25 protein-coding genes are annotated in these 24739 nt (G+C 50.8%); 12 read left to right on the top strand and 13 right to left on the bottom strand.

What is annotated here, in order from left to right; genetic code table 11:
- Nucleotides 1-207: 207 nt before the first annotated feature.
- The gene (gene dhaR, locus D9742_RS07785) at nt 208-2127 is read left to right on the top strand and encodes a dihydroxyacetone kinase operon transcriptional regulator DhaR (RefSeq protein WP_130236509.1); all 1920 of its coding nucleotides are present in this window, start codon (nt 208-210) and stop codon (nt 2125-2127) included.
- Between the two features lie 37 nt (nt 2128-2164).
- On the opposite strand, the gene D9742_RS07780 is transcribed toward dhaR, so the two are convergent.
- From D9742_RS07780 to pth, 3 genes are all read right to left on the bottom strand, one after another.
- Nucleotides 2165-2341, bottom strand: coding sequence for a hypothetical protein (locus tag D9742_RS07780; protein ID WP_205712869.1), 177 nt, complete (start codon nt 2339-2341; stop codon nt 2165-2167).
- Between the two features lie 189 nt (nt 2342-2530).
- On the bottom strand, nt 2531-3622 hold the full coding sequence (gene ychF / locus D9742_RS07775) for a redox-regulated ATPase YchF (RefSeq protein WP_000505866.1): 1092 nt from the start codon (nt 3620-3622) through the stop codon (nt 2531-2533).
- A gap of 116 nt (nt 3623-3738) precedes the next feature.
- Nucleotides 3739-4323: an aminoacyl-tRNA hydrolase gene (pth, locus tag D9742_RS07770; RefSeq protein WP_000152937.1), complete on the bottom strand. Its 585-nt coding sequence runs from the start codon at nt 4321-4323 to the stop codon at nt 3739-3741.
- 276 nt (nt 4324-4599) lie between these two features.
- Here pth and ychH point away from each other — a divergent pair, with 276 nt between their 5' ends.
- Nucleotides 4600-4878 carry a stress-induced protein YchH gene (gene ychH, locus D9742_RS07765; protein ID WP_064528711.1) on the top strand — a complete coding sequence of 93 codons (279 nt, stop codon included), beginning with the start codon at nt 4600-4602 and terminating at the stop codon, nt 4876-4878.
- A 59-nt stretch (nt 4879-4937) separates the two neighbouring features.
- Here the strand turns inward: ychH and dauA are convergent, their stop codons facing one another.
- The 4 genes from dauA to lolB all read right to left on the bottom strand — a co-directional run bounded on the left by dauA (nt 4938) and on the right by lolB (nt 9314).
- Entirely contained in the window at nt 4938-6617 is a 1680-nt protein-coding gene (gene dauA, locus D9742_RS07760; RefSeq protein ID WP_130236507.1) for a C4-dicarboxylic acid transporter DauA, read from the bottom strand.
- Nucleotides 6618-6741: 124 nt separating this feature from the next.
- Nucleotides 6742-7689 carry a ribose-phosphate diphosphokinase gene (prs, locus tag D9742_RS07755; RefSeq protein WP_001298109.1) on the bottom strand — a complete coding sequence of 316 codons (948 nt, stop codon included), beginning with the start codon at nt 7687-7689 and terminating at the stop codon, nt 6742-6744.
- A 150-nt stretch (nt 7690-7839) separates the two neighbouring features.
- Nucleotides 7840-8691, bottom strand: coding sequence for a 4-(cytidine 5'-diphospho)-2-C-methyl-D-erythritol kinase (gene ispE, locus D9742_RS07750; RefSeq protein ID WP_130236506.1), 852 nt, complete (start codon nt 8689-8691; stop codon nt 7840-7842).
- Complete coding sequence (lolB, locus tag D9742_RS07745; RefSeq protein WP_130205669.1) at nt 8691-9314, bottom strand: lipoprotein insertase outer membrane protein LolB; 624 nt, start codon at nt 9312-9314, stop codon at nt 8691-8693. Before lolB ends, ispE begins: the two co-directional genes overlap by 1 nt.
- A 213-nt stretch (nt 9315-9527) precedes the next feature.
- On the opposite strand from lolB, the gene hemA reads away from it, so the two are divergent.
- The 6 genes from hemA to kdsA are packed head-to-tail and all read left to right on the top strand — an operon-like array spanning nt 9528 to nt 14832.
- The gene (gene hemA, locus D9742_RS07740) at nt 9528-10784 is read left to right on the top strand and encodes a glutamyl-tRNA reductase (protein WP_130236505.1); all 1257 of its coding nucleotides are present in this window, start codon (nt 9528-9530) and stop codon (nt 10782-10784) included.
- Nucleotides 10785-10824: 40 nt separating this feature from the next.
- Nucleotides 10825-11907 (top strand): peptide chain release factor 1, encoded by a 1083-nt coding sequence (prfA, locus tag D9742_RS07735; RefSeq protein ID WP_000804729.1) that lies wholly within the window; start codon nt 10825-10827, stop codon nt 11905-11907.
- A complete protein-coding gene (prmC, locus tag D9742_RS07730; protein ID WP_130236504.1) occupies nt 11907-12740 on the top strand; it encodes a peptide chain release factor N(5)-glutamine methyltransferase in 834 nt (277 codons plus the stop codon). The genes prfA and prmC overlap by 1 nt, the downstream gene beginning before the upstream one ends.
- A complete protein-coding gene (sirB2, locus tag D9742_RS07725; RefSeq protein ID WP_130236503.1) occupies nt 12737-13129 on the top strand; it encodes an invasion regulator SirB2 in 393 nt (130 codons plus the stop codon). Before prmC ends, sirB2 begins: the two co-directional genes overlap by 4 nt.
- Nucleotides 13130-13132: 3 nt before the next feature.
- Nucleotides 13133-13942: an invasion regulator SirB1 gene (gene sirB1, locus D9742_RS07720; protein WP_001764444.1), complete on the top strand. Its 810-nt coding sequence runs from the start codon at nt 13133-13135 to the stop codon at nt 13940-13942.
- Between the two features lie 35 nt (nt 13943-13977).
- Nucleotides 13978-14832 carry a 3-deoxy-8-phosphooctulonate synthase gene (kdsA, locus tag D9742_RS07715; RefSeq protein WP_000811058.1) on the top strand — a complete coding sequence of 285 codons (855 nt, stop codon included), beginning with the start codon at nt 13978-13980 and terminating at the stop codon, nt 14830-14832.
- A gap of 147 nt (nt 14833-14979) precedes the next feature.
- Here kdsA and D9742_RS07710 read toward each other — a convergent pair whose 3' ends face one another.
- The 3 genes from D9742_RS07710 to chaA form a co-directional block, all read right to left on the bottom strand.
- A complete protein-coding gene (locus D9742_RS07710) occupies nt 14980-15087 on the bottom strand; it encodes a type I toxin-antitoxin system toxin Ldr family protein (RefSeq protein ID WP_130236532.1) in 108 nt (35 codons plus the stop codon).
- 411 nt (nt 15088-15498) lie between these two features.
- On the bottom strand, nt 15499-15606 hold the full coding sequence (locus D9742_RS07700) for a type I toxin-antitoxin system toxin Ldr family protein (protein ID WP_130236531.1): 108 nt from the start codon (nt 15604-15606) through the stop codon (nt 15499-15501).
- A gap of 407 nt (nt 15607-16013) precedes the next feature.
- Complete coding sequence (chaA, locus tag D9742_RS07695) at nt 16014-17114, bottom strand: sodium-potassium/proton antiporter ChaA (RefSeq protein WP_130236501.1); 1101 nt, start codon at nt 17112-17114, stop codon at nt 16014-16016.
- 268 nt (nt 17115-17382) lie between these two features.
- Here chaA and chaB point away from each other — a divergent pair, with 268 nt between their 5' ends.
- Together chaB and chaC are read left to right on the top strand one after the other, a co-directional pair.
- Nucleotides 17383-17613, top strand: coding sequence for a putative cation transport regulator ChaB (chaB, locus tag D9742_RS07690; protein WP_130236500.1), 231 nt, complete (start codon nt 17383-17385; stop codon nt 17611-17613).
- A 157-nt stretch (nt 17614-17770) separates the two neighbouring features.
- Nucleotides 17771-18469, top strand: coding sequence for a glutathione-specific gamma-glutamylcyclotransferase (chaC, locus tag D9742_RS07685; protein WP_130236499.1), 699 nt, complete (start codon nt 17771-17773; stop codon nt 18467-18469).
- Between the two features lie 51 nt (nt 18470-18520).
- On the opposite strand, the gene ychN is transcribed toward chaC, so the two are convergent.
- Nucleotides 18521-18874, bottom strand: a complete 354-nt coding sequence (gene ychN, locus D9742_RS07680) for a DsrE/F sulfur relay family protein YchN (RefSeq protein ID WP_064528737.1) — start codon at nt 18872-18874, stop codon at nt 18521-18523.
- A gap of 184 nt (nt 18875-19058) precedes the next feature.
- Here ychN and D9742_RS07675 point away from each other — a divergent pair, with 184 nt between their 5' ends.
- A complete protein-coding gene (locus D9742_RS07675) occupies nt 19059-20453 on the top strand; it encodes a YchO/YchP family invasin (protein WP_130236498.1) in 1395 nt (464 codons plus the stop codon).
- Here the strand turns inward: D9742_RS07675 and narL are convergent, their stop codons facing one another.
- Nucleotides 20454-21104 (bottom strand): two-component system response regulator NarL, encoded by a 651-nt coding sequence (narL, locus tag D9742_RS07670; RefSeq protein WP_064528739.1) that lies wholly within the window; start codon nt 21102-21104, stop codon nt 20454-20456.
- Nucleotides 21097-22893: a nitrate/nitrite two-component system sensor histidine kinase NarX gene (gene narX / locus D9742_RS07665; protein ID WP_130236497.1), complete on the bottom strand. Its 1797-nt coding sequence runs from the start codon at nt 22891-22893 to the stop codon at nt 21097-21099. The genes narL and narX overlap by 8 nt, the downstream gene beginning before the upstream one ends.
- Nucleotides 22894-23231: 338 nt before the next feature.
- On the opposite strand from narX, the gene narK reads away from it, so the two are divergent.
- Nucleotides 23232-24623, top strand: a complete 1392-nt coding sequence (gene narK, locus D9742_RS07660) for a nitrate transporter NarK (protein ID WP_130236496.1) — start codon at nt 23232-23234, stop codon at nt 24621-24623.
- The last annotated feature ends 116 nt before the right edge of the window (nt 24624-24739 follow it).

The raw sequence follows: 24739 nt of genomic DNA, 5'->3' as shown, positions 1-24739 counted from the left end.
GCATGGATGATGTTCAACGACACGGCGACCACTGACTGCCGGTAAATCCAAATCCATTGTGCATCAGGCTGACGAAAAGAAAATTAACCCAAATTACGTTTCACAATGAAACATATGCTTTAATAAATGTTCCATAACGGAACCATGCCGAGTCTGGATAAGTAAATTTGCGATGCGGAACACCTTTTTGTCATAAGGGCAGCAAATATGAATGACGGTTTTAACGACCAGAAACAGTGCGTATCTCCCTTGATAGCAGCATCCTGGGAGCGATGCCGCAAGCTAATGAAACGGGAGTCATGGAGCGTACCGCATCAGGCCAGGGGCGTGACATTTGCTTCTATCTATCGGCGTAAGGAAGCGATGCTGGCACTCGGGCAAGCGGCACTGGAAGATGCCTGGGAATATATGGAATCGCGGGCGTGCGGACTGTTCATCCTTGATGAAACCGCCTGCATCCTTAGTCGTTATGGTGATCCGCAGACGCTGCACCAGCTTAGTGTCCTGGGATTCAATGACGGCACGTATTGCGCAGAGGGAATTATTGGTACTTGTGCGCTATCGTTAGCGGCTATCTCCGGTCAGGCTGTGAAAACGATGGCCGATCAACATTTCAAACAGGCACTCTGGGATTGGGCATTTTGTGCAACGCCACTGTTTGACAGCAAGGGCCGATTAACGGGGACGATAGCTCTGGCGTGTCCGGTTGAGCAAACCACCGCAGCCGATTTGCCTTTGACGCTGGCAATTGCACGCGAGGTAGGAAACTTACTGCTGACAGACAGTTTACTGGCTGAAACAAACCGGCATTTAAATCAGCTTAACGCCTTGCTGGAAAGTATGGACGATGGCGTGATTAGCTGGGACGAGCAGGGGAATTTGCAATTTATCAATGCTCAGGCAGCGCGTATTTTGCGTCTGGACGCGACGGCGAGTCAGGGAAGGGCGATCACTGAGCTATTAACGCTACCAACCGTATTGCAACAGGCAATAAAGCAGGCACATCCGCTCAAACATGTGGAAGCGACCTTTGAAAGTCAACACCAGTTTATTGATGCGGTCATTACCCTTAAACCGATAATTGAAACGCAAGGGACTAGCTTTATTTTGTTACTCCATCCGGTAGAACAAATGCGGCAATTGATGACCAGTCAATTAGGTAAAGTCAGCCATACCTTCGCCCATATGCCCCAGGACGATCCGCAAACCCGTCGGTTGATCCATTTTGGCCGCCAGGCGGCGCGCAGCAGTTTCCCGGTGTTACTCTGTGGAGAAGAAGGCGTTGGCAAAGCCCTGTTAAGTCAGGCGATTCACAATGAAAGCGAGCGTGCTGCGGGTCCCTATATCGCTGTTAATTGTGAGTTATATGGCGATGCGGCGTTGGCGGAAGAATTTATTGGTGGCGATCGCCCGGAGAATGAAAATGGTCGTCTGAGTCGGCTGGAGCTGGCGCATGGCGGCACGCTGTTTCTTGAAAAGATTGAATATCTGGCGGTGGAGTTACAGTCTGCGTTGCTCCAGGTTATCAAACAAGGCGTCATCACGAGACTGGATGCGCGGCGTTTAATACCCATTGATGTCAAAGTGATTGCCACTACAACAGCGGACCTGGCAATGCTGGTGGAACAAAATCGTTTTAGTCGTCAACTGTATTACGCGCTGCATGCATTTGAAATTACCATCCCGCCTCTGCGGATGCGGCGCGACAGTATTCCGGCACTGGTGAATAACAAATTACGCAGTCTTGAAAAACGCTTCTCTACGCGTCTGAAAATTGATGACGATGCGCTCGCCCGTCTGGTTTCTTGCGCATGGCCCGGCAATGATTTTGAACTGTATAGTGTCCTTGAGAACCTTGCTCTGAGTAGCGACAACGGGCGCATTCGCGTCAGTGATTTGCCGGAACACCTGTTTACTGAACAGGCGACAGATGATGCCAGCGCTACACGTCTTTCTACCAGTCTGTCATTCGCGGAAGTTGAAAAAGAGGCGATTATTAACGCGGCCCAGGTTACTGGCGGACGTATTCAGGAAATGTCGGTTTTGCTTGGGATTGGCCGCACTACGCTGTGGCGAAAAATGAAGCAATATGGCATTGATGCAGGGCAGTTTAAGCGTCGCAGATAGCGGGAGAGTATGCACACTCCCACATATGACTTGCAAATTAATAGCGACCATGACTGCCATGATTTGGCCCACCATTTGACGGTGGCATTGGCTTACCGGAAGCCGCAGGACCACGCGGGCCATCGCTGTGGCGGTGATGATGGTGAGGAACACAAGCACTTAACAGGCTCGCAAAGACAATTACTAACAGGCTGAAGGTAAATGTTTTTTTCATGACAAACTCTTGAACGGTTAATGCACTGTGATTGTTATCACATAAAAGCCGCATTGTTAATATTGCCAGGAGTCTGATTATGAGTTTCGGTAACTCAGAATTGAAAGAAGCAACGTAGCAGGCGTAAAAAAGCCATTATGTGCAACTCACATAATGGCTCGTTATTAACAGCCTGGGTATTACGCGGAATTAGACGTTGAACAGGAAGTTCATCACATCGCCATCTTTAACGATGTAATCTTTACCTTCTGCACGCATTTTGCCTGCTTCTTTCGCGCCTTGTTCACCTTTGTAAGTGATGAAATCTTCAAACGAGATAGTCTGCGCGCGGATAAAACCTTTTTCGAAATCGGTATGTATTTTGCCAGCCGCTTGCGGTGCAGTTGCGCCGACAGGGATGGTCCATGCTCGCACTTCTTTCACCCCAGCGGTGAAGTAAGTTTGCAGGTTCAGCAGTTTATAACCGGCACGGATCACACGGTTCAGGCCCGGTTCTTCCAGCCCAAGTTCCTGCATAAATTCGTCACGTTCTTCGTCGTCCAGTTCGGCAATGTCTGCTTCAACAGCAGCACAAACCGGAACCACGACAGAACCTTCTTTCGCCGCAATTTCACGCACCTGGTCAAGATACGGGTTGTTTTCAAAACCGTCTTCGTTGACGTTGGCGATGTACATCGTCGGTTTCAGCGTCAGGAAGCTCAGGTAACGAATAGCCGCTTTTTCTTCTGCGCTTAAATCCAGCGCGCGCAGCATGCCCGCGTTTTCCAGCTGTGGCAGGCATTTTTCCAGTACTGCCAGCTCGGCTTTCGCGTCTTTATCGCCGCCTTTAGCTTTCTTCTGTACGCGGTGAATCGCGCGCTCGCAGGTGTCGAGGTCCGCCAGCGCCAGTTCGGTATTGATAACTTCAATATCGTCCGCCGGGTTAACTTTACCGGAAACGTGAATGATGTTGTCATTTTCAAAGCAGCGCACAACGTGACCGATCGCTTCGGTTTCACGGATGTTGGTCAGGAACTGGTTACCCAGACCTTCACCTTTCGACGCGCCCTTTACCAGACCGGCGATATCGACAAATTCCATGGTAGTGGGAAGCGTGCGCTGCGGTTTTACGATTTCAGCCAGTTGATCCAGGCGAGGGTCAGGCATTGGTACGACGCCTGTGTTCGGCTCAATGGTACAGAATGGAAAGTTGGCCGCTTCAATACCGGCTTTGGTCAGCGCGTTGAACAGGGTAGATTTCCCGACGTTGGGCAAACCGACGATACCGCATTTGAATCCCATGATTTAAATCACCTTAATATCTTAATAATCAACCTGTTATTGCTAACAGATTGCAGAAATGGAAATAACTTTGCCTATTATACACGGCACTCGGCAAAAATGCCGCAGACAACGACTTATTGCGCTTTAAAGGCGTGCAATCGGTTCGTTGCTTTGGTCAAGCCTTCTGTAAACCACATTTCAGTACAACGTGCCGCTTCGTCGATGGCTTCATCAATTAACTTCTGTTCACTAACAGGCGGTTTGCCTAATACAAACCCGACAACTTTGTTTTTATCGCCCGGATGACCGATTCCGATGCGTAAACGGTGAAAGTTAGGGTTATTACCCAATTTACTGATGATGTCTTTCAGTCCATTGTGACCACCGTGGCCACCGCCCAATTTAAATTTGGCGACGCCCGGAGGCAGATCCAGTTCGTCGTGGGCCACCAGAATTTCGTCCGGATTAATGCGGAAAAAACTGGCCATCGCTGCGACGGCTTTGCCGCTGAGATTCATAAATGTGGTCGGTACTAACAGGCGGACATCTTCGCCTCCGAGGGTAACTCGCGAGGTATAACCAAAGAATTTAGCCTCTTCGCGCAGGGGAGCGCGTAAACGCTCCGCCAGTAAGTCAACGAACCAGGCGCCAGCATTATGTCGCGTTGCGGCGTATTCAGCGCCGGGGTTCGCCAGGCCGACAATCAATTTAATCGTCACGTTTTTTGTCCTGAGTGAGTACATAACTGGCGCGTAGTTTACTGGTTGCGGCCCCGCTTGACAAAAAACAGCGTGTTAAACGCAGATAACGTAATAATTGCCTGTGTCGACTATTGGAAAGTCAAGGTGTTCAGACGTTTATTTGTAAAGTTTTGTTGAAATAAGGGTTGTAATTGTGATCACGCCCGCACATAACCCACAGGGTGTTGTCTATACTTTACACATAAGGAAGAGGGGTATTCCCTGTTACAACCCAGAAAGTTCCGGAGGTGACACATGAAACGCAAAAACGCTTCGTTACTCGGTAACGTGCTTATGGGGTTGGGTCTGGTGGTGATGGTGGTTGGTGTGGGGTATTCAATCCTCAACCAGTTACCACAGTTTGATATGCCCCAGTATTTCGCACACGGTGCAGTGCTGAGTATTTTCGTCGGTGCCATTCTCTGGCTGGCGGGAGCCCGTGTTGGCGGGCATGAACAGGTGTGCGACCGTTACTGGTGGGTTCGCCACTATGACAAACGTTGCCGCCGTAGCGATAATCGCCGTCATAGCTAACAAATAATGTAGTTTGCTGACCAGTCAGTTTGCGCTGACTGGTCAATTTAATGCCTTTCTTACAGATCAGCCATCGCTGCGCTGCGATTCGGGAAGAACGCCAGACGTCCCGGGATCGGTTGAATACCGGATCGGGCCATTGTACGCAGAGGCTGGAATTCCACGTTACACACGCGCAGTTCACACCCTTCAGGCAGACGCTTCACAAAACGCTGGAACGCATCAAGACCACCGGCATCAAGCACCGGAACGGCATCCCACTTCAGAATAACAATCCGTTTTCCCTCCAGACGTGATTCCAGGTCGGTGAACAAACCTTCAGCCGCCGCGAAAAACAGCGGGCCAATAACACGCAGGACCAGCACATCGTCTGGAACGTCTACTGCCACCGGAGCCAGGCGAGTCATACGAGCGATGCGTCGCATAAACAGCAGCGATGCCAGTACAATCCCCACGCTAATGGCAATAACCATATCGAACAGCACGGTCAATGACATACACAGCAGCATGACGATGATGTCATCTTTCGGCGCATGGCGCAGCAAGTCGACCACTTTGTGCGCTTCACTCATGTTCCACGCCACCATCAACAGCAGGGCTGCCATGGCGGAAAGCGGCAGCCAGGAGAGCAGTGGTGCCAGTACCAGCAGGGCGAGAATAACCAGAATAGAGTGGATCACCGCCGAGATAGGGGAAGTTGCCCCGGCACGGACGTTAGCGGCAGAACGCGCGATGGCAGCTGTAGCGGTAATACCACCAAAGAACGGAGCGATAATATTCCCCAGCCCCTGTCCGACCAGTTCACTGTTTGCCTTGTGCTTAGTCCCGGTCATACCATCCAGTACCACGGCGCAGAGCAGAGATTCGATCGCCCCGAGCATTGCCATTGAGAATGCCGCAGGCAGCAGTGTGCGAATAGAATCCCAGGTTAGCGTGAATTCTGAATTGGGCAGATCCCACGGCAGTACCAGTTGCGGCAGCAGTTGCGGAATACCGTTACCCTGAGAACCATCGGCCAGAACGTAGTGGAATTGCGACCCGATAGTAGCAACATGTCCGCCGAGCAGGTTAACAATCCCCATCACCGCGCAACCTGCCAGCAAGGCCGGAAGGTGGCCGGGTAAACGAATACCCAAACGTGGCCAGAAAATCAGAATACCAAGCGTCACGATACCAATTGCGGCATCGCCTACGTTAATGGTCGGCAGCGCCATAAATAATGCGCCGACTTTTTGTAGATAATGTTCCGGGACATGGGCCATTTGCAGACCGAGAAAATCTTTAATCTGCATGGTACCGATGGTGATCCCGATACCCGAGGTGAAACCTAAGGTGACGGAAACCGGAATATATTCGATCAGGCGACCAAAGCGTGCCAGACCCATCAGGATCAAAAAGATCCCCGACAACAACGTCGCAACCAGCAGCCCTGCCAGTCCAAATTGTTGCGAAACGGGATAGAGTATTACCACAAATGCTGCCGTCGGACCGGATACGCTAAAGCGCGATCCACCCGTCAGAGCAATGACAATCCCCGCAACAGCAGCGGTATATAAACCGTACTGTGGCGCCACACCACTACCAATAGCCAACGCCATCGCCAGCGGGATAGCAATAATCCCGACGGTTATCCCGGCAATCAGGTCACGGGTAAACCGTGCAGTAGTATATTTTTCTTTCCAGCAAGCGTCGATCAGAGCGCGGAAAGGCATCACATGTGAGGAAAATATTTTGTTCACAATAATGTTTCATCCGTGAGCGCATCATCTGTCAACTAAATGGCAGGTGAAGGAGGCATAGGTCATACAAATGGATATTACAGACAAAAAAACCCGCCGCAGCGGGTCTTTGAGCCGGGTTCGATTAATGTTCGAACATGGCAGAGATCGATTCTTCGTTGCTGATACGACGAATCGCTTCGGCCAGCATACCTGACAGGGTCAGAGTACGCACGTTCGGCAGTGATTTGATTTCATCGCTCAGCGGAATGGTATCGCAGACAACGACTTCATCAATTACAGAGTTACGCAGGTTGTTCGCCGCGTTGCCGGAGAAGATCGGGTGAGTCGCGTACGCAAATACACGTTTAGCACCACGTTCTTTCAGCGCTTCAGCAGCTTTACACAACGTACCGCCTGTGTCGATCATATCATCGACCAGTACGCAGTCACGACCTGCAACGTCACCGATGATATGCATCACCTGGGAAACGTTCGCACGCGGACGACGTTTGTCGATGATTGCCATATCGGTATCGTTCAGCAGCTTAGCGATAGCGCGGGCACGCACAACGCCGCCGATGTCCGGGGAAACCACAATCGGGTTATCCAGATTCAGCTGCAGCATGTCTTCCAGCAGGATCGGGCTACCAAATACGTTATCAACCGGAACGTCGAAGAAACCCTGAATCTGTTCAGCGTGCAGATCCACTGTCAGCACGCGGTCAACACCGACGCTGGAGAGGAAATCTGCAACCACTTTCGCAGTGATTGGTACACGAGCGGAACGGACGCGACGGTCCTGGCGCGCATAGCCAAAGTAGGGGATAACAGCGGTGATACGACCTGCGGAAGCACGACGCAGGGCATCAACCATAACGACTAATTCCATCAGGTTGTCGTTAGTAGGGGCACAAGTGGACTGGATGATGAAAATATCACCACCGCGTACATTTTCGTTGATTTGTACGCTGACTTCGCCGTCGCTAAAGCGACCTACAGCGGCGTCGCCGAGTGAAGTGTACAGGCGGTTGGCAATACGTTGTGCTAGTTCCGGGGTGGCGTTACCAGCAAAAAGCTTCATATCAGGCACGAGAAGAACCTCAGGCATGCGTCCATTGGTGGAAAGAATCTGCCGAAAACTGTGCGGGCCAGGCAATATTCTTTCCAGGCGGTGTATTAAAGAGCGCGATGCAACGTCTGGAACAAGGTGACGTTGTCACCGAAACTCAGCTTGCCCGGCTTAAAGCATGGCTCTGTGCAATGGGGAAAGGTTGACGCCTTTCGCCACAAAGCCATTGAGCCATTCCGGGGCTTGCTCTAGCACCTGGCGGGCTTCAGACTCTGTATCAAATTCAGCAAAGACACAGGCCCCTGTCCCAGTCAGGCGCGACGGGGCGTATTCTAACAGCCAGGAAAGCACCGCATCAACCTCGCGAAAACGTTTTCTTGCGATAACCTCGCAATCATTGCTGAATTCACATTTTAGCAACGTTTCTATTGACCTTTTCGCCGTGTTGCGTGGGAGTTCGGGATCTTTAAAAATCATTGGTGTAGGAATACTCACGCCAGGGTGCGCTACCAGATACCATTTCTCTGGTGGATTCACCGGCGTTAATATTTCGCCAACCCCTTCGGCAAAAGCAGCATGACCACGGACAAAGACCGGAACATCAGCGCCCAGCGTCAGACCGATTTCTGCCAACTCATCAACACTCAGTCCGCATTGCCACAGATGATTTAAAGCCACCAGAACGGTTGCGGCATTGGATGAACCGCCGCCCAGACCACCGCCCATAGGCAAACGCTTGTCAATGCTGATATCTGCACCGCTTCCAGCCGGAAGACGCCCGCTGGTGGTGGCTGCTTTCATCAACAAGCGTGCTGCGCGAACAATCAGGTTATCTTCGTGCTCCACACCTTCAACAGGCGTTAACAGGCGGATTTCCCCATCGTTGCGAAGGTCAATGCTAATAATGTCGCCGTAATCCAGGAACTGAAACAGCGTTTGCAGCGTGTGGTAGCCGTCTGCACGCTGACCGGTAATGTATAAAAACAGATTAAGCTTTGCCGGAGATGACCACTGAGTCCGCATTATTTCACTATCCAGTTATCCATTTTTAACTTGATACGCTGACCGCCTTCGGTGAGTTCCATATTGGCAGGCATCGCAGGTTGCGTTTTGGTGTCATAACCGCCGTATACCACTTTCCATTTTTTACCGTTCTGGCTGTAGGTGATTTCACTCAGGCGGTACTGGTCGTCCAGTTTGTAGTCGGTTGCATCACCCGGCAAACCTAAAATCCACTGGCGCAAACTGTTGAGTGGAATCGGCATTCCGGTCAATTTGCCAATCATCTCTTCGGCGTCATCGGCGGTGTAACGCTGGCCTTTATTGTCCACTAACTGCACATTACCCGGCTGGGCATTCAACTCCAGTTCAGTGCTGCCCAATGGGTTAGTCAGCAGCAGGCGGTAGCGATCCTGGCCTGTTTGCTGCCAGAAGAAACGGGCATACACTTTTTGTTGGTCGGAAATATAGGCAAACGCACCGCGTGTCTGATACTGATTCAAGTTGCGCACGTCTTGCTGATGCTGACGCCACTGTGGCGAATCCGGGCTTTTGCCTGGACCTTTCGGCGTCGTAACGGAACAGGCCGTGAGCACGAGAGCAGCCAGCGGTAGCAGGCGGATAAAGCGAAAATCGGGCAGGGGCATAATAATGACAAGTCCTTGAGATACGTTGCAGTTATAACCCTTAATGCTAGCGTTACCGCCAGCCATCGTCTATGTTCAAGTTGTCTTAATTGCCAGAATCTAACGGGTTTAGGCAATTACTCCAAAAGGGGGCGCTCTCTTTTATTGATCCCACGCATCCTGTATGATGCGGGCAGACTAACCATATCAACGTTGGTATTATTTCCCGCAGACATGACCCTTTTAGCACTTGGTATCAACCATAAAACGGCACCTGTATCGTTGCGAGAACGTGTATCGTTTTCGCCGGACAAGCTCGATCAGGCGCTGGACAGCCTGCTTGCGCAGCCGATGGTGCAGGGCGGCGTGGTGTTGTCGACGTGTAACCGCACAGAACTTTATCTTAGTGTTGAAGAGCAGGATAACCTGCAAGAGGCGCTCATTCGCTGGTTGTGCGATTACCATAATCTCAACGAAGAAGATCTGCGTAATAGCCTCTACTGGCATCAGGATAACGACGCGGTCAGCCATTTAATGCGTGTTGCCAGTGGCCTGGATTCACTGGTATTGGGCGAGCCGCAAATCCTCGGTCAGGTAAAAAAAGCCTTTGCCGATTCGCAAAAAGGCCATATGAAGGCCAGCGAACTGGAGCGTATGTTCCAGAAATCTTTCTCCGTGGCGAAACGCGTCCGCACCGAAACGGATATTGGCGCCAGTGCTGTATCTGTTGCATTTGCGGCTTGTACGCTGGCGCGACAGATCTTTGAATCGCTCTCTATGGTGACCGTATTGCTGGTTGGCGCAGGCGAAACCATCGAGCTGGTGGCGCGTCATCTGCGTGAACACAAAGTACAGAAGATGATTATCGCCAACCGCACTCGCGAACGCGCCCAAATTCTGGCAGATGAAGTCGGCGCGGAAGTGATTGCCCTGAGCGATATCGACGAGCGTCTGCGCGAAGCCGATATCATCATCAGTTCCACCGCCAGCCCGTTGCCGATTATCGGTAAAGGTATGGTGGAGCGCGCATTAAAAAGTCGTCGCAACCAACCGATGCTGCTGGTGGATATTGCCGTTCCACGCGATGTTGAGCCGGAAGTTGGTAAACTGGCGAATGCCTACCTTTACAGCGTTGATGATCTGCAAAGCATCATTTCGCACAACCTGGCGCAGCGTAAGGCCGCCGCAGTTGAGGCGGAAACTATCGTCGCCCAGGAAACCAGTGAATTTATGGCGTGGCTGCGCGCACAAAGCGCCAGCGAAACCATTCGCGATTATCGCAGCCAGGCTGAACAGGTTCGCGATGAGTTAACCGCCAAAGCGTTAGCGGCCCTGGAACAGGGGGGCGATGCGCAAGCCATTATGCAGGATCTGGCATGGAAACTGACTAACCGCCTGATCCATGCGCCAACGAAATCACTTCAACAGGCCGCCCGTGACGGGGATAACGAACGCCTGAATATTCTGCGCGACAGCCTCGGGCTGGAGTAGCAGTACATCATTTTCTTTTTTACAGGGTGCATTTACGCCTATGAAGCCTTCTATCGTTGCCAAACTGGAAGCCCTGCATGAACGCCATGAAGAAGTTCAGGCACTGCTGGGTGATGCGCAAACCATCGCCGACCAGGAACGTTTTCGCGCATTATCTCGTGAATATGCGCAATTAAGTGATGTTTCGCGCTGTTTTACCGACTGGCAACAAGTTCAGGAAGATATCGAAACCGCGCAGATGATGCTCGACGATCCAGAAATGCGCGAGATGGCGCAGGACGAACTGCGTGAAGCGAAAGAAAAAAGCGAGCAACTGGAACAGCAATTACAGGTTCTGTTACTGCCAAAAGATCCTGATGACGAACGTAACGCCTTCCTTGAAGTGCGTGCCGGAACTGGTGGTGATGAAGCGGCGCTGTTCGCTGGCGATCTGTTCCGTATGTACAGCCGCTACGCAGAAGCCCGCCGCTGGCGTGTAGAAATCATGAGCGCCAGTGAGGGTGAACATGGTGGTTATAAAGAGATCATCGCCAAAATTAGCGGTGATGGTGTGTATGGTCGATTGAAATTTGAATCCGGCGGTCATCGCGTGCAGCGTGTTCCGGCCACGGAATCACAGGGTCGTATTCATACTTCTGCTTGTACCGTTGCGGTAATGCCGGAACTGCCTGACGCAGAACTGCCGGACATTAACCCGGCAGATTTGCGTATTGATACTTTCCGCTCTTCAGGGGCGGGGGGGCAGCACGTTAACACCACCGATTCGGCAATTCGTATTACTCACTTGCCAACCGGGATTGTTGTTGAATGCCAGGACGAACGTTCGCAGCATAAAAACAAAGCGAAGGCGCTTTCAGTGCTCGGTGCTCGCATCCACGCTGCTGAAATGGCAAAACGCCAGCAGGCAGAAGCCTCCACCCGTCGCAACTTGCTGGGTAGCGGCGATCGCAGCGATCGTAACCGTACCTATAACTTCCCGCAGGGGCGCGTTACCGATCACCGCATCAACCTGACGCTCTACCGCCTGGATGAAGTGATGGAAGGTAAACTGGATATGCTGATAGAACCGATCGTCCAGGAACATCAGGCCGACCAACTGGCGGCGTTGTCCGAGCAGGAATAATGGAATATCAACACTGGCTGCGTGAAGCAATAAACCAACTTCAGGCGAGCGAAAGCCCGCGGCGCGATGCTGAAATCCTGCTGGAACATGTTACCGGCAAGGGGCGCACTTATATTCTCGCCTTTGGTGAAACGCAGTTGACTGTAGAACAATGTCAGCAACTCGACGCGCTTTTAGCCCGTCGTCGTTCCGGTGAACCTATTGCCCATTTAACCGGTGTGCGTGAGTTCTGGTCGTTGCCGCTATTTGTTTCGCCAGCGACCTTAATTCCTCGTCCGGACACTGAATGTCTGGTTGAACAGGCGTTAGCGCGATTGCCAGAACAACCTTGTCGTATTCTCGATCTTGGCACTGGCACCGGGGCGATTGCCCTGGCATTGGCCAGCGAACGCCCGGATTGCGATGTTACGGCGGTTGACCGAATGCCTGACGCTGTCGCTCTTGCGAAGCGCAATGCGCAAAATCTGGCGATTACAAATATCCACATCCTGCAAAGCGACTGGTTTGGTGCGCTGGTCGGACAGCAGTTTACGATGATTGTCAGCAATCCACCGTATATCGACGAGCAGGATCCACATCTTCAACAAGGCGATGTCCGCTTTGAGCCACTCACTGCGCTGGTTGCGGCAGACAACGGAATGGCGGACATCGTGCATATCATCGAACAGTCACGTAGCGCCCTGATATCCGGCGGCTTTCTGCTTCTGGAACATGGCTGGCAGCAGGGCGAAGCGGTGCGACAAGCATTTATCCTCGCGGGGTATCATGACGTCGAAACCTGCCGTGACTATGGTGATAACGAGCGCGTAACGCTCGGCCGCTATTATCGATGATAAGTTTTACTACGCTGCTTAGCGTTCATCTCATTAGTATCGCGCTTTCTGTTGGGCTATTAACCTTACGTTTCTGGCTACGTTATCAGAAGCATCCTCAGGCATTTGCGCGCTGGACGCGCATTGTGCCGCCGGTTGTCGATACGGTGTTATTGTTAAGCGGCATTGCGTTGATGGCTAAAGCGCACATCCTGCCATTTTCCGGGCAGGCACAGTGGCTGACTGAAAAGCTGTTTGGAGTTATCATTTATATCGTTTTGGGTTTTATTGCACTCGATTATCGTCGGATGCACAGTCAGCAGGCGCGCATTATTGCCTTCCCGCTGGCGCTGGTGGTGCTGTACATCATCATTAAACTCGCCACCACAAAAGTACCGTTACTGGGGTAAGTCATGAGATCGTTAGCTGATTTCGAATTTAATAAAGCGCCATTGTGCGAAGGCATGATCCTGGCTTGCGAAGCAATCCGCCGCGATTTTCCCTCGCAAGATGTTTACGACGAACTGGAGCGTCTCGTTAGTCTGGCGAAGGAAGAAATTAGCCAGCTTCTGCCTTTAGAAGAGCAGCTGGAAAAATTAATCGCGCTGTTTTACGGCGAATGGGGATTTAAAGCCTCACGCGGCGTTTATCGTCTTTCCGATGCATTATGGCTGGACCAGGTGTTAAAGAATCGACAGGGCAGTGCGGTATCGTTAGGCGCCGTTTTATTATGGGTCGCGAATCGTCTCGATTTGCCGCTATTGCCGGTGATATTCCCGACGCAGCTTATATTGCGCATAGAATGCCCGGACGGAGAAATCTGGTTGATTAACCCTTTTAACGGTGAATCATTAAGCGAACATATGCTGGATGTGTGGTTAAAGGGAAATATCAGCCCGTCTGCGGAACTGTTTTATGAAGACCTGGATGAAGCCGATAACATTGAGGTAATCCGCAAATTGCTGGATACACTCAAAGCCTCGTTGATGGAAGAAAATCAGATGGAGCTGGCGCTACGTACCAGCGAAGCTTTATTACAGTTTAACCCGGAAGATCCCTATGAAATTCGCGATCGTGGGTTGATTTACGCGCAACTGGATTGCGAACACGTTGCGTTGAATGATTTAAATTATTTCGTTGAACAGTGTCCGGAAGACCCGATCAGCGAAATGATACGTGCGCAAATTAATAACATCGCGCATAAACATATTGTGCTGCATTAATTAATCGACACTTTACTTAAGATTAAGGCGATCCTATGAAACAAAAAGTGGTTAGCATTGGCGACATCAACGTGGCAAATGACCTGCCGTTCGTGCTGTTTGGCGGTATGAACGTGCTGGAATCTCGCGATCTGGCGATGCGCATTTGCGAACACTACGTAACCGTAACCCAGAAACTGGGTATCCCTTACGTGTTCAAAGCCTCTTTTGACAAAGCCAACCGTTCCTCCATCCACTCTTATCGTGGACCAGGACTGGAAGAAGGGATGAAAATCTTCCAGGAACTGAAACAGACATTTGGCGTAAAGATTATCACTGACGTTCACGAGCCTAGCCAGGCGCAGCCCGTTGCTGATGTGGTAGATGTTATTCAGTTGCCCGCGTTTCTTGCTCGCCAGACTGACCTGGTGGAAGCGATGGCGAAGACTGGCGCGGTAATTAACGTCAAGAAACCACAGTTTGTGAGCCCAGGCCAGATGGGTAATATCGTTGATAAATTCAAAGAAGGCGGCAACGATAAAGTGATTCTTTGTGACCGTGGTGCTAATTTCGGTTACGACAACCTGGTCGTTGATATGCTGGGCTTCAGCATAATGAAGAAAGTCTCTGGCAATTCCCCGGTAATTTTCGACGTTACCCACGCACTGCAATGCCGCGATCCTTTTGGCGCAGCTTCCGGCGGTCGTCGTGCTCAGGTGGCTGAGCTGGCACGAGCCGGTATGGCGGTAGGTCTGGCGGGGCTGTTTATTGAAGCGCATCCGGATCCGGAACATGCGAAATGTGATGGTCCATCCGCGCTGCCGTTGGCTAAACTGGAGCCGTTCCTCAAGCAGATGAAAGCGATTGATGATCTGGTTAAAGGTTTCGAAGAGCTGGATACCAGCAAGTAATTTTTTTATTTGAAATCAAAAGCCTTACCGTTTATGGTAGGGCTTTTTTATGGGCGTCGCATACAAAAAAGGCCGCAGGATTGTGTCACCCTGCGGCCGGTTTCGGGCGCACATTGCCATTACGGTAGCCTGACGCCCGTTTTTACGTTACTTCCGGCTACGCCACCAGCTGACAATCGCTGCGGTAATAACTCCCGCAAGGATCGGCGCTGCCAGGTTGTGCCAGAAAATCACGGCAAACTGCGCGAGCGTCATATAACCGCCTTTTTGTTGTAATGACAACGTTTCGCGGCTATTCTTGAATTGTTGATGGTTCAAGATTAGCCCCCGTTCTGTTGTCAGGTTTGACCTCTCAACGTGCGGGGGTTTTCTCTTTCCAGCAACCAATGCCGCCAGGGATAAAGCCCCCACAACATTGCGCCTCACCGGATAACTCCGGCTTGGTGTGGATACTACGTCTCAATTCATCTTCACTTCATCCCTGAAATGTGCGCAATGCTGTATGCATTCCGGCTTTTCATCAGCTGTTGCAGTCATTTCATGAGTGCTGTGGATGATGCTTCCAGGTCGGGTCAATAAATACAAAAAAGGCCGCAGGATTGTGTCATCCTGCGGCCGGTTTCGGGCGCACATTGCCATTACGGCAGCCTGACGCCCTTTTTTACGTTACTTCCGGCTACGCCACCAGCTGACAATCGCTGCGGTAATAACTCCCGCAAGGATCGGTGCTGCCAGGTCGTGCCAGAAAATCACGGCAAACTGCGCGAGCGTCATATAACCGCCTTTTTGTTGTAATGACAACATTTCGCGGCTATTCTTGAAGCGTCTGGTTTCAAGATTAGCCCCCGTTCTGTTGTCAGGTTTTACCTCTCAACGTGCGGGGGTTTTCTCTTTCCAGCAACCAATGCCACCAGGGATAAAGCCCCCGCAACATTGCGCCTCACCGGATAACTCCGGCTTGGTGTGGATACTACGTTTCAATTCATCTTCACTTCATCCCTGAAATGTGCGCAATGCTGTATGCGTTCCGGCTTTTCATCTACTGTTGCAGTGGCTTCGAGCAGGTTGTGGTACAGGCTCGCAATTCTGATTAACGATCTGTTCAGGTAGTATGAAGAAATACTATAAGCAGATAATTTTATTATCTCCCCCGATTTCCGTCATCGGAGGAGATATAAATGTCAGGCAAATATTGTCATTAAATAGGCCGCAAACAGTGCCAGATGCGCCGCGCCGTTGAGTACGTTAGTACGGCCAGTTGAAAATGAAATATGGCACAGTACTAAAGAGGCTACCATTACCACCATCTCTGGTGCGCCCAGAGCAAACTGCAATTCGTTACCCGTCATAAAGGCGATAAGCGTTACAACAGGTACGGTAAGCGAGATAGTCGCTAATACCGAGCCAAAGAACAGATTCATCGCGCGCTGGACCTGGTTGCTTAAAACTGCTTTTAACGCGCCCAAACCTTCCGGCGACAGAATCAATAGTGCCACCAGGAAACCGGTAAAGGCCACCGGCGCATTCATGCTGGTGAGCAATGTTTCCAGCGGGCTGGCGTTCATTTTTGTGACCGCAATAACGGCAATTAGATGGATAATTAACCAGATGGCATGCCACAGGCTGCTATGAGCAGACGGTTTGCCATGATGCGGATCGTCATCATCGCTGTCATCTTCATGCTCATAGACAAACAGGCTTTGATGCGTTTTGGTCTGAATCAGCAAAAATACGCCGTACATCGCTGCGGAAATTAAAGCTACAAGTAACGCCTGACCGGTCGAAAAATTCGCCGCAGGCAGCGCCATCGGAAATACCAGCACGATTATGGCTAATGGGAACAGGGCAATTAAATACTGTTTAATACCAAACAGATTCATATATTGGGTAGCAAATTTACGTCCACCCAGCAGTAATGAAAAACCAACTAGTCCGCCGGTAACAATCATAATGATTGAATAGAGTGTATCTCGCATTAACGTCGGCGCTGCATCGCCAGTTGCCATTAAGGCTGAAATCAAACTGACTTCAAGAATAACGACGGAAAGGCTAAGAATAAGCGAACCGTAAGGTTCGCCCAGACGATGGGCTAGTACGTCCGCATGACGGACAACACTAAAAGCACTGCTTAAAATACCAATAAGAGCAAGAAGGTTGATGCCAATAACCACTGGTAGTGTTTGGCTGCTTCCCCACAGAGCCAGCACTACCAGCGCCAGAACCGGGAAAATAAGCGAAGTCTCCTTGTGGCGGGTTTTTACCGCCTCGTGAGCATTTGTCATTATGGTTATCCTTTGCAGATGAATTTGTCGGAAATGTAATAAATAGGCAGGAAAAATAACAGAAAGTGTCAGGATATCGGTAACATTTTACGAATTTTTACCCCGCTGTCGATTTTTTACTCTTCGGAGCATAAAAATAAGCTACGTGTTTAGACAATGTTTGTATTCGCGTCTCTTAAGAAGAGTCTGACCTGAGAATTCTTATGTTTTGGCAAGAGGGGATATTGTTGACCACACTTAATGTTCACTTTTAAAAAAGGAGTCAACAATGCCGTATAAAACGAAAAGCGATCTCCCGGAAAGCGTAAAACACGTTTTACCCGCTCATGCCCAGGATATCTATAAAGAAGCATTCAACAGCGCCTGGGAGCAATATAAAGATAAAGAAGATCGGCGTGGCGATGCCAGTCGCGAAGAGACAGCGCATAAAGTGGCCTGGGCTGCGGTGAAACATGAATATGCCAAAGGCGATGATGATAAATGGCATAAAAAATCGTAAAACCCAGCGGCGAGTTAAAGCTATTCGTGCGGTGCTGCCTTGCAAGTGGTCTGTGGATTGCATATTGTCCCAATAGTGGTTTCAAAATGAGCAGTAAAAATGTCCGGAAGACGCCAAAAAGTTGTCGCAGGGAAGTATGCAGTGGCGGAGGTGTAAGGTGATAACGCGTGATTTCTTGATGAATGCCGATTGTAAAACGGCATTTGGTGTAATTGAAGAATCACTCTTATGGTCGGCAGAACAACGGGCGGCCTCGCTGGCGGCGACGCTGTCTTGTCGACCTGATGAGGGACCGGTGTGGATCTTCGGCTATGGATCATTAATGTGGAATCCGGCGCTGGAGTTTACCGAGTCGTGCACCGGTACGCTGGTTGGGTGGCATCGCGCTTTCTGTTTGCGGCTTACTGCCGGGCGGGGGACTGCGCACCAGCCGGGGAGGATGCTTGCACTGAAAGAGGGCGGTCGTACCACGGGCGTTGCGTATCGCCTGCCGGAAGAGTCTCTGGAGCAGGAGCTGACTTTACTGTGGAAGCGCGAGATGATTACTGGCTGCTACCTGCCGTCCTGGTGTCAGCTTCATCTTGACGATGGCCGCATCGTCAATGCGCTGGTGTTCATTATGGACCCACGCCATCCTGAGTATGAATCCGATACCCGCGCTCAGGTGATTGCCCCGTTGATTGCTGCGGCGAGTGGGCCATTAGGAACCAACGCACAGTACTTGTTTTCCCTGGAGCATGCGCTTAACAAACTGAGGATGCAGGATGACGGGCTAAGTGATTTATTGGTGTCGGTGAAAAAACTTCTGGCGGAAAATTTCCCGGATGGTGTGTTGCGGCCTGGGTTTGTCCGATGAAACATTTTTGCAGTGGGGCATCTCTATTATCTTGAGCGCCCCATATTTAAGTTAAAATGTGAGCACTTTATCGGCAAGCAGCGTCCATTGCGCCAGTTCTACCAGAGTGCCAATTTCCACCCCATCAATCAGCGGAAGTGTGCTGATGCCACGACCATCGGTACAGGTTTTGCACAATTTCACAGGCACATTTTGCGCCGTGAGGATCTCCAGCATTTGCTGAATGTTATAGCCTTCCCCAGGTTTTTGTCCGCGCAATCCGGCAGTGACCGCATCAGACATCAGGAATAGACGCAGATCCAGGTAGCTTTCCTGCTCTCGTAGCGCAATGGCCAGCCGCAGGCTGTTAAATAAGGATTCGCTCCCATAGGGTGCGCCATTGGCAACGATCACGATTCTTTGCATTATTTACTCCTGTATTCAGGGAATTAGATGTTCAGTTTCTATCTTACAGCTTGTGTGCTGTCCGACCAATCCGTCACATTTTTTAGGATTTGTCATAAAGCATGCAAAAGTACAAGAAAAATTACCAGTAATCGTTATTCTATAAAGCTGTAGCTGTTCATTTTTATTGGAAATTACTGACGTTTTGAGCCGTTTCGTCCCCCGCATTATCGCAATTTGTTTACTCTTGCTGCTGGCAGGCGGTATCGCTAGCGCACAGTCCTCTTTTAAGCAGCAAGCTGCAAATCCTTTTGATAACGACAGTGATGGTCTTCCTGACTTAGGAATGGCAGCGGAAAATCATGACGGTGAAAAACATTTTGCTGAAATTGTGAAAGATTTTGGTGAAACCAGTATGACTGATAACGGTCAGGACACTGGCGAGCAGGCGAGAGCTTTTGCGTTGGGAAAAGTCCGCGATGCGCTTAGTCAGCAGGTCAATCAGCACGTGGAATCCTGGCTATCGCCGTGGGGGAACGCCAGTGTCGACGTCAAAGTGGATAACGAAGGACATTTTACAGGTAGCCGGGGGAGCTGGTTTGTACCGCTACAGGATAACGAGCGTTATCTTACATGGAGCCAGATTGGGCTCACTCAGCAGGATGATGGCCTGGTCAGTAACCTTGGCGCTGGCCAACGCTGGACGCACGGCAGCTGGTTGCTGGGATACAATACCTTTTATGACAACTTGCTGGACGAAAATCTCCAGCGTGCTGGATTTGGCGCTGAAGCCTGGGGTGAATATCTGCGCCTCTCTGCAAATTATTATCAGCCTTTTGCCTCCTGGCGTGAACAGACTGCCACCCTTGAGCAACGAATGGCGCGTGGTTACGACTTGACGGCCCGGATGCGGATGCCGTTTTACCAGCATATCAACACCAGCGTTAGCCTCGAACAATATTTTGGTCAGAGTGTTGATTTGTTTAACACCGGCACGGGTTATCACAATCCTGTCGCCTTGAGTCTTGGGCTAAATTACACACCTGTCCCACTCGTTACTGTAACCGCCCTGCATAAACAGGGGGAAAGTGGAGAAAGGCAAAATAACCTCGGCCTGAATATTAACTACCGTTTTGGCGTGCCGCTCAACAAGCAGCTTTCTGCTGGCGAAGTTGCCGAAAGCCAGTCGCTACGCGGCAGTCGCTATGACAACCCGCAGCGAAATAATCTGCCGACTATTGAGTATCGGCAGCGTAAAACCTTAACGGTGTTTCTGGCGACGCCGCCCTGGGATCTTAAACCTGGTGAAACCGTGCCACTGAAATTACAAGTTCGCAGTCATTACGGTATTCGGCAATTGATCTGGCAGGGAGATACGCAGATGTTAAGTCTGACATCGGGAGCGACAGCCAATAGTGCGGATGGCTGGACGCTGATCATGCCGGACTGGCAGAGTGGGGAAGGGGCGAGCAATCAATGGCACTTGTCGGTAGTGGTGGAGGATAACCAGGGGCAGCGTGTCTCCTCCAATGAGATCACGCTAACGCTTGTCGAACCTTTCGACGCAATGTCGAACGACGAACCGATCTGGGAACCGTAATCAGAAAATACGTTCCTGATGCACCCATACCGCGGCTTCTACACGAGATTTGAGCTTCATTTTTTTTAGCATGTGTTTCACATGCACTTTAACCGTGCTTTCAGTGATGTCCAGGCGACGGGCAATCATCTTATTCGGTAAGCCCTGGGCGATTAGTTTTAGAATGTCGCGTTCACGTGGCGTTAACTGGTTAACATCACGTTCAGTGGTAGCGCGGTTAGCGCGCAGGCTGGCGGCCAGAACAGGGGTTAACGCTTCGCTTAAGACCATTTCGCCTGCGGCAGCCTGATGTAACGCTTTCAGCAGATCTTCCGGTTCCATATCTTTTAACAGATAGCCATCTGCACCGCGTTTCAATGCGGTTACCACGTCCTCTTCATGGTTAGAGACGCTGAACACCACAATGCGGCCGGAGAGTGATTTTTCGCGTAGTTTATCCAGCGTTTCCAGACCGTTCATGCCGGGCATATTTAGATCAAGCAGGATCAGATCAGGATCGAGCGTCTCTGCCAGTTCAATACCCTGTTCGCCATTACTCGCTTCGCCAACCACCGTGATATCCGGTGCCATACTGATAAGCTGTTTCACGCCAGTTCGCAGCATCGGATGATCGTCGATTAGCAGGATAGTAGCCGGTTCCTGATTACTCATGGGTATCTCCTTGGACGTCTGTGAAAGTTTTTTCGGGAATAAAGGTGACGACTACTTCAGTGCCACCTGATTCACGACGGCGAACGCGGCAGTCGCCACGTAAACTTTGCGCACGGTCGCGCATAATTATCATGCCGTAGTGATTGCTGCGGAGGGCATTTTCAGGCACGCCGCAGCCATTATCCTGAACGGTCAGTTTGACCTGATTATCGTTTTGCGCCACCGTAACCACCACCTCACTTGCTTGCGAATGTTTGAGGGCGTTACTTAATGCCTCACGGGCAATTTGCAACAGATGGATTGCCTGATGTGAAGGCACCAGACGTGGCGGTAATTGGTAATCCAGCTTCACCGGGAAGCCAAATTTAGTGCTGTACTCTTCGCAGCTCGCCTCCAGTGCAGGACGCAATCCCGGTTCGGTGAGCTGTAAACGGAATGTGGTGAGTAACTCACGCAACTGCGCCCAGGACGCATTCAGTTCGTTACGGATCTGGCTTAACAGTTCGCGACTGCTTTCTGGTAGCGCGTCGCCTTGCATCTGTAAACAACTTACCTGCATTTTCATGCAAGAGAGCGATTGGGCAATAGAATCATGCAGTTCGCGCGCAATGGTGGCACGCTCTTCCATCACGATCAACTGCTGCTGGCGTTCCTGATGGCGATCCAGCGCCAGTGTGGCGGTGAGCTGCTCAACCAGCGTATCCACCAGTTGCTGTTGATCATGGCTAAGGTGACGTCCCTGCGGCAGGGTTGCCAGCAAAATGCCGTATTGCATATGAGAGTCTGCCAGCCGCCATTTCAGTGTGGTGCCGCGATCGCCAAGGGGTAAAACGCCGCGTGGGCAGAGATGGCAGCCTTTATCATCGCAAGTCATATCTGGCTGACAGGTGAACTCCTGATGATTCTCTTCATCTTCCGTGTCATATACCCGTAGTTCGATATCACGCAACAGGGTTAAATTTTGTAGACCGTTAAGCACAGGCGACAGGCGTTCACACAGCGGAGCGCGGGAATGCAAACGACGGTTGGCCTGCCACAAAAAAGAGAGAATCTGATTTTTATGCTCCAGTCCGGCGGTTTTCTCCTGTACCCGCTGCTCAAGTACGGCATAGCTTTCCGCCAGTTCCGCAGACATATTATTCAGTGCTGTACCCAACATCGCCATCTCGTTGCGTCCGCTAATATTCGCTCTCTTACTAAAATCGCGATGACTGACGGCGCTGGCCATCGCCAGTAGTTGTCGCCACGGTTGAAGCAAACGCGCTCGCAGCCAGATAATGGTAAACACCAGTAAAAGTGCCATAAAGACCGCCATTACCCTGTGGACCAGTACAACTGTCTCAATACGCGTTTCGGTAGTGCGGTCGAAACCAGAAACCAGCTGATCAAGCCCGGCAACAAACTGGCTGACGTCTGCCGACACCGTTTCGCGGTTTTGCGCACGCAACAGCGCAGGAATCAGTTCATTGCGCCAGTAATCCTGTAATCCCCGTAATTGCGCCAGTTGCCCGTCTCGTTCCGCCGCTCGAGTTAACTCAGTGCTAAATGCCGTTTGTTCCATCTCTTTGATTAAGGGCTTGTCATTCTCGCTTAATGGCACAGCCGCCAGCAGGCGGTAACTTTGCATGCGCAGCGATCCCGCTTTGTTAATCGCATGCGCACTGCCCTGAACGCCTTGCACTAGCCAGCCAGAAACTGCCATCCCCGCCAGTCCAATGGCGGTAGAAAGCAAAACGATCAGCGCAACCTGATTAACCAGGGTGAGCGGAGAGAGACAACGTTTAAGCATATAAACCTCTTCCTTCAGGCTTTAAATGAGCAATAACCTTAATGAATGTGGCGATACATTCTGTAATGACGGTATTCTCGGCTATTGGCTGAAGTATACCCATACCTGGAAAGAGTTACTCCTTATTTGCCGTGTGGTTAGGTGATTTACATCAGTAAGGGTAGGGATTTTACAGTGCCGTGAAAAATCTCAAAATTTTTATTAAATCTCTGTACTCACTATGGGTAATGATAAATATCAATGATAGATAAAGTTATATTATCGTTTGATTTACATCAAATTGCCTTTAGCTACAGATACTAAGGTGGCAGACATCGAAACGAGTATCAGAGGTGTCTATGAGTCACTCATCCGCCCCCGAAAGGGCTACTGGAGCTGTCATTACAGATTGGCGACCGGAAGATCCTGCGTTCTGGCAACAACGAGGTCAACGTATCGCCAGCCGTAACCTGTGGATTTCCGTTCCCTGCCTGCTTCTGGCGTTTTGCGTATGGATGTTGTTCAGTGCCGTTGCGGTGAACCTACCGAAAGTCGGCTTTAATTTTACGACCGATCAGCTATTTATGCTGACTGCGCTACCTTCGGTTTCTGGCGCATTATTACGTGTTCCATACTCCTTTATGGTTCCAATCTTCGGTGGTCGTCGCTGGACGGCATTCAGCACCGGTATTCTGATTATTCCTTGCGTCTGGCTGGGTTTTGCCGTTCAGGATACCACCACGCCATACAGCGTCTTCATCATTATCTCTCTGCTGTGCGGCTTTGCTGGCGCGAACTTTGCCTCCAGCATGGCAAACATCAGCTTCTTCTTTCCCAAGCAGAAGCAGGGTGGCGCACTGGGCCTGAATGGTGGTCTGGGCAATATGGGCGTTAGCGTCATGCAGCTGGTTGCCCCGCTGGTGGTATCACTGTCGATTTTTGCCGCGTTTGGTAGCCAGGGAATAACCCAACCGGATGGTACTGAGCTGTATCTGGCGAACGCATCCTGGGTGTGGGTACCGTTCCTTGCCATCTTCACCATCGCTGCGTGGTTTGGCATGAATGACCTTGCTACCTCGAAGGCCTCCATCAAGGAGCAGTTACCGGTACTCAAACGTGGGCATCTGTGGATTATGAGCCTGCTGTATCTGGCAACTTTCGGTTCCTTTATTGGCTTCTCGGCAGGTTTTGCCATGCTGTCAAAAACGCAGTTCCCGGATGTGCAAATTCTGCAATATGCCTTCTTCGGACCGTTTATTGGGGCGCTGGCGCGTTCCGCAGGCGGTGCATTATCTGACCGTCTGGGCGGCACGCGCGTCACACTGGTGAACTTTATCCTGATGGCGATTTTCAGTGGCCTGCTGTTCCTCACCTTACCGACTGATGGGCAGGGCGGAAGCTTTATGGCGTTCTTTGCGGTCTTCCTGGCACTGTTCCTGACTGCAGGGCTGGGTAGCGGCTCCACCTTCCAGATGATTTCCGTGATCTTCCGTAAACTGACGATGGATCGCGTGAAAGCAGAAGGGGGTTCTGACGAACGTGCGATGCGTGAAGCGGCAACCGATACTGCGGCGGCACTGGGCTTCATCTCAGCGATCGGTGCTATTGGTGGCTTCTTTATCCCGAAAGCGTTCGGTAGCTCACTGGCATTAACGGGGTCGCCGGTCGGTGCAATGAAAGTATTTTTGATTTTCTATATCGCCTGCGTGGTGATTACCTGGGCGGTATATGGTCGGCATTCTAAAAAATAAATCTTAATATTTGATTATCCTTTGCGCGGCATAATGTCGCGCTTTTTTTACCTGTCGTTTAGTTACAACATGCTTTAAAGCTAATGATTATTTCTATAACGTCAATTAAGCACCAT

Source organism: Escherichia sp. E1V33 (assembly GCF_004211955.1).
In the GTDB taxonomy this organism is placed as follows: Bacteria; Pseudomonadota; Gammaproteobacteria; order Enterobacterales; family Enterobacteriaceae; genus Escherichia.
The sequence above is the reverse complement of the archived record's forward strand: the minus strand, read 5'-3'. Positions and strand labels throughout refer to the sequence as shown.

What these genes read in the sequence shown, in the direction of transcription:
- narL (WP_064528739.1), bottom strand. Translation starts at nt 21,104, where the DNA reads ATGAGTAATCAGGAACCGGCTACTATCCTGCTAATCGACGATCATCCG.
- narX (WP_130236497.1), bottom strand. Translation starts at nt 22,893, where the DNA reads ATGCTTAAACGTTGTCTCTCTCCGCTCACCCTGGTTAATCAGGTTGCG.
- ychN (WP_064528737.1), bottom strand. Translation starts at nt 18,874, where the DNA reads ATGCAAAGAATCGTGATCGTTGCCAATGGCGCACCCTATGGGAGCGAA.
- chaB (WP_130236500.1), top strand. Translation starts at nt 17,383, where the DNA reads ATGCCGTATAAAACGAAAAGCGATCTCCCGGAAAGCGTAAAACACGTT.
- chaA (WP_130236501.1), bottom strand. Translation starts at nt 17,114, where the DNA reads ATGACAAATGCTCACGAGGCGGTAAAAACCCGCCACAAGGAGACTTCG.
- narK (WP_130236496.1), top strand. Translation starts at nt 23,232, where the DNA reads ATGAGTCACTCATCCGCCCCCGAAAGGGCTACTGGAGCTGTCATTACA.
- prfA (WP_000804729.1), top strand. Translation starts at nt 10,825, where the DNA reads ATGAAGCCTTCTATCGTTGCCAAACTGGAAGCCCTGCATGAACGCCAT.
- D9742_RS07780 (WP_205712869.1), bottom strand. Translation starts at nt 2,341, where the DNA reads ATGAAAAAAACATTTACCTTCAGCCTGTTAGTAATTGTCTTTGCGAGC.
- prmC (WP_130236504.1), top strand. Translation starts at nt 11,907, where the DNA reads ATGGAATATCAACACTGGCTGCGTGAAGCAATAAACCAACTTCAGGCG.
- sirB2 (WP_130236503.1), top strand. Translation starts at nt 12,737, where the DNA reads ATGATAAGTTTTACTACGCTGCTTAGCGTTCATCTCATTAGTATCGCG.
- ychF (WP_000505866.1), bottom strand. Translation starts at nt 3,622, where the DNA reads ATGGGATTCAAATGCGGTATCGTCGGTTTGCCCAACGTCGGGAAATCT.
- D9742_RS07710 (WP_130236532.1), bottom strand. Translation starts at nt 15,087, where the DNA reads ATGACGCTCGCGCAGTTTGCCGTGATTTTCTGGCACAACCTGGCAGCG.
- lolB (WP_130205669.1), bottom strand. Translation starts at nt 9,314, where the DNA reads ATGCCCCTGCCCGATTTTCGCTTTATCCGCCTGCTACCGCTGGCTGCT.
- ychH (WP_064528711.1), top strand. Translation starts at nt 4,600, where the DNA reads ATGAAACGCAAAAACGCTTCGTTACTCGGTAACGTGCTTATGGGGTTG.
- kdsA (WP_000811058.1), top strand. Translation starts at nt 13,978, where the DNA reads ATGAAACAAAAAGTGGTTAGCATTGGCGACATCAACGTGGCAAATGAC.
- dhaR (WP_130236509.1), top strand. Translation starts at nt 208, where the DNA reads ATGAATGACGGTTTTAACGACCAGAAACAGTGCGTATCTCCCTTGATA.
- D9742_RS07700 (WP_130236531.1), bottom strand. Translation starts at nt 15,606, where the DNA reads ATGACGCTCGCGCAGTTTGCCGTGATTTTCTGGCACGACCTGGCAGCA.
- sirB1 (WP_001764444.1), top strand. Translation starts at nt 13,133, where the DNA reads ATGAGATCGTTAGCTGATTTCGAATTTAATAAAGCGCCATTGTGCGAA.
- hemA (WP_130236505.1), top strand. Translation starts at nt 9,528, where the DNA reads ATGACCCTTTTAGCACTTGGTATCAACCATAAAACGGCACCTGTATCG.
- ispE (WP_130236506.1), bottom strand. Translation starts at nt 8,691, where the DNA reads ATGCGGACTCAGTGGTCATCTCCGGCAAAGCTTAATCTGTTTTTATAC.